General features: G+C 69.7%; 6 protein-coding genes. All 6 read right to left on the bottom strand.

Annotation, left to right across the window (positions count from 1 at the left end; genetic code table 11):
* Positions 1-19 precede the first annotated feature (19 nt).
* Entirely contained in the window at positions 20-625 is a 606-nt protein-coding gene (gene folE, locus AC0665_RS13695) for a GTP cyclohydrolase I FolE (protein ID WP_478603570.1), read from the bottom strand.
* A gap of 126 nt (positions 626-751) precedes the next feature.
* Positions 752-2,794 (bottom strand): ATP-dependent zinc metalloprotease FtsH, encoded by a 2,043-nt coding sequence (gene ftsH, locus AC0665_RS13700; protein ID WP_363117702.1) that lies wholly within the window; start codon positions 2,792-2,794, stop codon positions 752-754.
* A 186-nt stretch (positions 2,795-2,980) separates the two neighbouring features.
* Positions 2,981-3,541, bottom strand: coding sequence for a hypoxanthine phosphoribosyltransferase (hpt, locus tag AC0665_RS13705; RefSeq protein WP_363117701.1), 561 nt, complete (start codon positions 3,539-3,541; stop codon positions 2,981-2,983).
* Positions 3,542-3,603: 62 nt separating this feature from the next.
* Positions 3,604-4,635, bottom strand: a complete 1,032-nt coding sequence (tilS, locus tag AC0665_RS13710) for a tRNA lysidine(34) synthetase TilS (RefSeq protein ID WP_468635048.1) — start codon at positions 4,633-4,635, stop codon at positions 3,604-3,606.
* Positions 4,636-4,831: 196 nt separating this feature from the next.
* Positions 4,832-5,959: a zinc-dependent metalloprotease gene (locus AC0665_RS13715; protein WP_468408634.1), complete on the bottom strand. Its 1,128-nt coding sequence runs from the start codon at positions 5,957-5,959 to the stop codon at positions 4,832-4,834.
* Positions 5,960-6,033: 74 nt separating this feature from the next.
* A partial coding sequence (locus tag AC0665_RS13720; protein WP_478705051.1) for a hypothetical protein occupies positions 6,034-6,265 on the bottom strand: 232 nt, incomplete at its 5' end.

Here is a 6,265-nt window from a genome sequence, read left to right on the forward strand (position 1 = left end):
TCGGCCGGAGCCCGCGGCTTCAGCGGGCCATGATGAGGCTCATCGCCTCGTTGCGCGTCGCCATGTCCCGCAGCTGTCCCCGCACAGCCGACGTCAGCGTCTTGGCGCCCGGCTTACGGATCCCGCGCATCGACATGCACATGTGCTCGCACTCGACCACGACGATGACCCCACGCGGCTCCAGTATCTCCATCAGGGAGTCCGCGATCTGCGTGGTGAGTCGTTCCTGCACCTGTGGGCGGCGGGCGTAGACGTCCACGAGCCGGGCCAGCTTGGACAGCCCGGTGATCTTCCCGCTGGTGGCCGGGATGTATCCGACGTGCGCGACACCGCGGAACGGCACCAGATGGTGCTCACAGGTCGAGTACACCTCGATGTCCTTCACGAGGACCATCTCGTCGTGGCCGATGTCGAACGTCGTCGTCAGCACGTCCTCGGGCTTCTGCCACAGCCCCGCGAATATCTCCTTGTACGCCCGCGCCACCCGTGCCGGCGTCTCCCGGAGGCCCTCGCGGTCCGGGTCCTCACCGACCGCGATCAGGAGCTCGCGGACGGCGTTCTCGGCGCGCTTCTCGTCGAACTCGCCGATCCGGCCGTCGCCGTCCAGCGTCACGGGGTCGGTCATGTGGTGCCTCGTTCCTGTGTCCTTCACGGAGCGGCCTGCGGAAATGGCGAAAAGCCGCGCCCCCCAGGCTAAAACCTGGGGGGCGCGGCATCCATTCCGGGGGCGACGGGGCCTTGGGGGCCCGGGTCAGCCCTCGGGGCGTTCCTCCGGGGTCGGCTCGGGCGCCGGGGTGGGCTCCGCCGCGGTGCTCTTCGCGGTGGAGATGGCCGGCGTCGCGCCGTTCGCGCCGTTCGTCAGGGCCAGCTCCTTGGGGGAGAGCACCGGCGGACGGGTGGACGGAGTGCGGCGGGAGGAGCCGGTCCAGGCGGGCCTGGGCGGACGCTTGACGATCGGGGCGAAGATCTCGGCGATCTCCTCCTTGCCCAGCGTCTCCTTCTCCAGCAGCTGCAGCACGAGGTTGTCGAGGACGTCGCGGTTCTCGACCAGGATCTCCCAGGCCTCGTTGTGCGCCGTCTCGATGAGCTTCTTGACCTCTTCGTCCACGAGCGCGGCGATCTCTTCCGAGTAGTCGCGCTGGTGAGACATCTCACGGCCGAGGAAGGGCTCGGTGTTGTCGCCGCCGAACTTGATGGCGCCGAGACGCTCGGTCATGCCGTACTGCGTGACCATGGCGCGGGCCAGGCCGGTGGCCTTCTCGATGTCGTTGGCGGCACCCGTGGTCGGGTCGTGGAAGACGAGCTCCTCGGCCGCGCGCCCGCCCAGCATGTACGCCAGCTGGTCGAGCATCTCGTTGCGCGTGGTCGAGTACTTGTCCTCGTCCGGCAGCACCATCGTGTAGCCGAGGGCACGGCCGCGCGACAGGATCGTGATCTTGTGGACCGGGTCGGAGTTCGGTGAGGCCGCCGCGACCAGGGCGTGTCCGCCCTCGTGGTACGCGGTGATCTTCTTCTCCTTGTCCGACATGATCCGGGTCCGCTTCTGCGGGCCCGCGACCACACGGTCGATCGCCTCGTCCAGCATGTGGTTGTCGATCAGCTTCTTGTCGCTGCGGGCCGTCAGCAGGGCGGCCTCGTTCAGCACGTTGGCCAGATCGGCACCCGTCATACCGGGCGTGCGACGCGCCATCGCCGACAGGTCGACGTCGGGCGCGACCGGCTTGCCCTTCTGGTGGACCTTGAGGATCTCCAGACGGCCCTGCATGTCCGGGCGGTCGACGGCGATCTGCCGGTCGAAGCGGCCGGGGCGCAGCAGCGCCGGGTCGAGGATGTCGGGCCGGTTCGTGGCGGCGATGAGGATCACGCCGCCCTTGACGTCGAAGCCGTCCATCTCGACGAGCAGCTGGTTCAGGGTCTGCTCGCGCTCGTCGTGACCGCCGCCGAGGCCGGCACCGCGGTGGCGGCCGACGGCGTCGATCTCGTCGACGAAGACGATCGCCGGGGCGTTCGCCTTGGCCTGCTCGAACAGGTCACGGACACGGGAGGCACCGACACCGACGAACATCTCGACGAAGTCGGAGCCGGAGATCGAGTAGAAGGGGACGCCGGCCTCGCCCGCGACGGCACGCGCGAGGAGGGTCTTGCCGGTGCCGGGAGGCCCGTAGAGCAGGACGCCCTTGGGGATCTTGGCGCCGACCGCCTGGAACTTGGCCGGCTCCTGGAGGAACTCCTTGATCTCGTGGAGCTCCTCGACGGCCTCGTCGGACCCGGCGACGTCGGCGAAGGTCGTCTTGGGGGTGTCCTTGGTGATGAGCTTGGCCTTGGACTTCCCGAAGTTCATGACCCGGGAGCCGCCGCCCTGCATCTGATTCATCAGGAACAGGAAGATGATCACGATGAGAACAAGAGGCAGCAGGAAGGAGATCAGCATCCCGATGAACGGGTTCTGCTTGGACGGCGAGACGGTGTAGCCGTCCGGGATCTGCTTGTCCTGGTACTTGTTCTGCAGCGTGTTGGCGATGTCCACGCCCTGATCGCCGATGTAGCTCGCCTGGATCTTCGAGCTGCCCTCGACCTTTACGCCGTCCTTGAGCGTGGCCTTGATGGTCTGCTCGTCACCGGTGGTCAGCTTGGCCGACTCGACCTTGTTCTGGTTGATCGCCTGGACGATCTGGCCGGTGTCCACCGTCTTGTAGCCGCCGGACGAGCCGACGACCTGCATCAACACGACCACGGCAAGGACGGCCAGCACGATCCACATGACCGGCCCACGGAAGTATCGCTTCACGTCCATCCATACGGAGCGGTGCCGCCCCGTCCCTCCTGCCATAGTGAGTTTGATAAAGACTGTTCTTCGGACGGTACCCCAGCATTGTCACCTGAAGCCGCGTGGGACAGCTGGCGATCCGCCTACGCATGCTCCAACGGCGGGAAGTCCGCTGGGGTTCCCGATCACCGTGACGGCATCCCTTCCGGGGTTTCAGCCGCCGTACACGTGGGGCGCGAGCGTACCGACGAACGGGAGGTTGCGGTACTTCTCGGCGTAGTCGAGTCCGTATCCCACGACGAATTCGTTGGGGATGTCGAAGCCGACCCATTCCACGTCGATGGCCACCTTCGCGGCCTCGGGCTTGCGCAGCAGCGTGCACACCTTGAGGGAGGCGGGCTCGCGCGAGCCGAGGTTGGAGAGCAGCCAGGACAGGGTCAGGCCGGAGTCGATGATGTCTTCGACGATCAGGACGTGCTTGCCCTTGATGTCGGTGTCGAGGTCCTTGAGGATCCGCACCACACCGGAGGACTGGGTGCCCGCCCCGTACGAGGATACGGCCATCCAGTCCATGGTGACGGGGGTGGACAGCGCCCGGGCGAGGTCGGCCATGACCATCACCGCGCCCTTGAGGACTCCGACGATCAGCAGGTCCTTGCCCGCGTACTCCGCGTCGATCTTCGCTGCCAGCTCGACCAGCTTGGCGTCGATCTCTTCCTTGGTGATGAGCACCTTCTCGAGGTCGGCACCCATGTCTTTCGCGTCCACCCGCATCACTTTCGGTCGTCCCACCGGCCGAACGGCCCCTCCTGGCGACTGCGCGGAGGGGTCGTGGTTCAGCCTTGCCGAATCACCAGTCTGCCACCCTGCCGCCGGGCCACGACTTTGCCGGGGAGGTTGATGGCCCCCTGGCCGCGCCAGCCGGTGATCAGCCGGTCGATTTCCTCGATGTGGCGGGCGAACAGCGATCCGGCGGGTGCCCCGGCCGCGACGGCGGCCCGGCGCAGGATGCGGCGGCGTACGGCGGGCGGCAGGGCGTAGAGCCTGGCGCACTCCAGCTGCCCGGTGGCGTCGCGGACGGTGGCCTCGGCCTGGGAGGCCCAGGAGTCGAGGGCGTCGGCGTCGTCGCGGGAGAGCTGGGCCGTACGGGCGAGGGCTTCGACGACGCCCTTGCCGAGGGCCTTCTCCAGGGCGGGCAGGCCTTCGTGGCGCAGCCGGGAGCGGGTGTAGGCCGGGTCGGCGTTGTGGGGGTCGTCCCAGACGGGCAGGGACTGGACCATGCAGGCCTTGCGGGCGGTCTGCCGGTCGAGTTCCAGGAAGGGGCGGCGGTAACGGCCGTCGGCCCCCGAGACCGCGGCCATTCCGGACAGGGAGCGGGTGCCGGAGCCCCGGGCGAGCCCGAGCAGGACGGTTTCGGCCTGGTCGTCGCGGGTGTGTCCGAGCAGGACGGCGGCGGCGCCGTGGCGTTCGGCGGCCGCGTCGAGGGCGGCGTAGCGGGCGTCGCGGGCGGCGGCTTCGGGTCCGCCGGCGCGGCCCACGGTGACGGCGACGGAGTCGACGGGGTCGAGGCCGAGCTCGCGCAGGCGCTGGACGACTTCGGCGGCGCGGGCGTCGGAGCCGGCCTGGAGGCCGTGGTCGACGGTGATGCCGCCGGCCCTGATGCCGAGTTTGGGCGACTCGAAGGCGAGGGCGGAGGCGAGGGCCATGGAGTCGGCACCGCCGGAGCACGCCACGAGTACGAGCGGCGGGGGCTCGTGCGAGGGGGCGTGCGGGGCCGCGACGGGGGCGCGGTGGTGTTCGGTGAGGAGGTCGTGGAGGACGCGGCGGACCGCCAGGCGTATCGCCGCGACCGCAGGATGGGGACCCATGTCCGGTTCCCTTCATGAAGTTATCGGGGGGTGAGCCCGCGTGTCGGTCACGCAGAGTGTGTAGATGGTGACAGAACCGGGCCGTTCCCCGAGCATCGCACGCCTACCCCTGCCTCACGGTCCCTCGGACGGGTGATTGGAGGGGCGTTCGCCTGCCGTCGGCCGGTTTCCTTTCACGACCTTCCCGCGATGTTCACTACTCGGCCCTGCGGTGCACCCGCGCGACCCAGTCCGCCGGTTTGGCGATCTCCGACTTGGTGGGGAGGGTGTTGGGCGAGGTCCACACCCGGTTGAAGCCGTCCATGCCGACCTCGTCCACGACGGCCCGCACGAAGCGTTCGCCGTCCCGGTACTGGCGGAGCTTGGCGTCCAGGCCGAGCAGCTTGCGCAGGGCGAGGTCCAGGCGGGAGGCGCCCTTGGCGCGGCGCTGCTGGAACTTCTCGCGGATCTCGCCGACGGACGGCACGACGGAGGGGCCGACGCCGTCCATCACGAAGTCGGCGTGGCCCTCCAGCAGGGACATCACGGCTGTGAGGCGGCCGAGGATCTCGCGCTGGGCGGGGGTCTGGACGATCTCGACGAGGGAGCGGCCGCCGTCGTCCTCCTCGCCCTCGGGGCGGCCCCCGGCGAGGCTCTGGGCGGCTTCCCGGACGCGTTCCAGGACGGTCATGGGGTCGACGTCGGTCTCGCCGAGGAACGACTGGATTTCACCCTCAAGGTGGTCCCGCAGCCAGGGCACGGCGGTGAACTGGGTGCGGTGCGTCTCCTCGTGGAGGCACACCCAGAGCCTGAAGTCGTGCGGGTCGACGTCGAGTTCGCGCTCCACGTGCACGATGTTGGGGGCGACGAGCAGCAGCCGGCCGCCGCCGTTCTGCCCGGACGGCAGTTCGCCGGTGGCCGGGGCGAAGGTCTCGTACTGGCCGAGGACGCGGGAGGCCAGGAAGGACAGCAGCATGCCCACTTCGACGCCGGTAACCTTGCCGCCGACGGCGCTCATGACCGCGCCGCCCGGGCTGTCGCCGCGCCGTTCCTGCATCTTGTCGAGCAGGGGCCTGAGGATTTCCCGGAAGCCGGCGACGTTGGCCCGGATCCAGCCCGCCCGGTCGACGACGAGGACGGGGGTGTCGTGCCCCTCCTCGGTGCCCAGCCGGGTGAATCCGCGGACGTGTTCCTCCGACGCCTTGGCGTGCCGGCGCAGTTCCGCGACGACGGCCCTCGCCTCGTCGCGACTGACCTCGGGGCCCGGCCGTACGAGCCGGGTCGCGGTCGCGACCGCGAGATTCCAGTCGACCATGCCGGTTGAAGCACCACCGATGCTCGTCATGCGTCAACCGTACGTGAGCGCTCGCCGCTGGGGCAGGGCGGCGAGGGCCGGGGTGATGCGGGGTCCGTTCCCGGTCACCCGGTGCCGACGGGGCCGGGAAGGGCGTCGATGACCGTCAGCAGCGCGACGCCGAGGGCCGCACCCACCTTGTTCCACCCCGCCCGGTCGACCGCCCGGGGGGCGCGACGGGGTGGCCGGTAGCCATGGCCGCGACGGCCGGGCCAGGGCAGACACGGCCGGGCCCACTCCGGCAGCCGGAACGCCGATGGCCGGTGGCCGGACGGCCAAGCAGCGACGCCGGGCAGC

The organism is Streptomyces sp. NPDC043685 (assembly GCF_056436585.1).

Excerpts from the sequence above, each read along its gene's own strand:
- tilS (WP_468635048.1), bottom strand. The coding sequence starts at position 4,635 with ATGGGTCCCCATCCTGCGGTCGCGGCGATACGCCTGGCGGTCCGCCGC.
- folE (WP_478603570.1), bottom strand. The coding sequence starts at position 625 with ATGACCGACCCCGTGACGCTGGACGGCGACGGCCGGATCGGCGAGTTC.
- hpt (WP_363117701.1), bottom strand. The coding sequence starts at position 3,541 with ATGCGGGTGGACGCGAAAGACATGGGTGCCGACCTCGAGAAGGTGCTC.
- ftsH (WP_363117702.1), bottom strand. The coding sequence starts at position 2,794 with ATGGACGTGAAGCGATACTTCCGTGGGCCGGTCATGTGGATCGTGCTG.
- AC0665_RS13715 (WP_468408634.1), bottom strand. The coding sequence starts at position 5,959 with ATGACGAGCATCGGTGGTGCTTCAACCGGCATGGTCGACTGGAATCTC.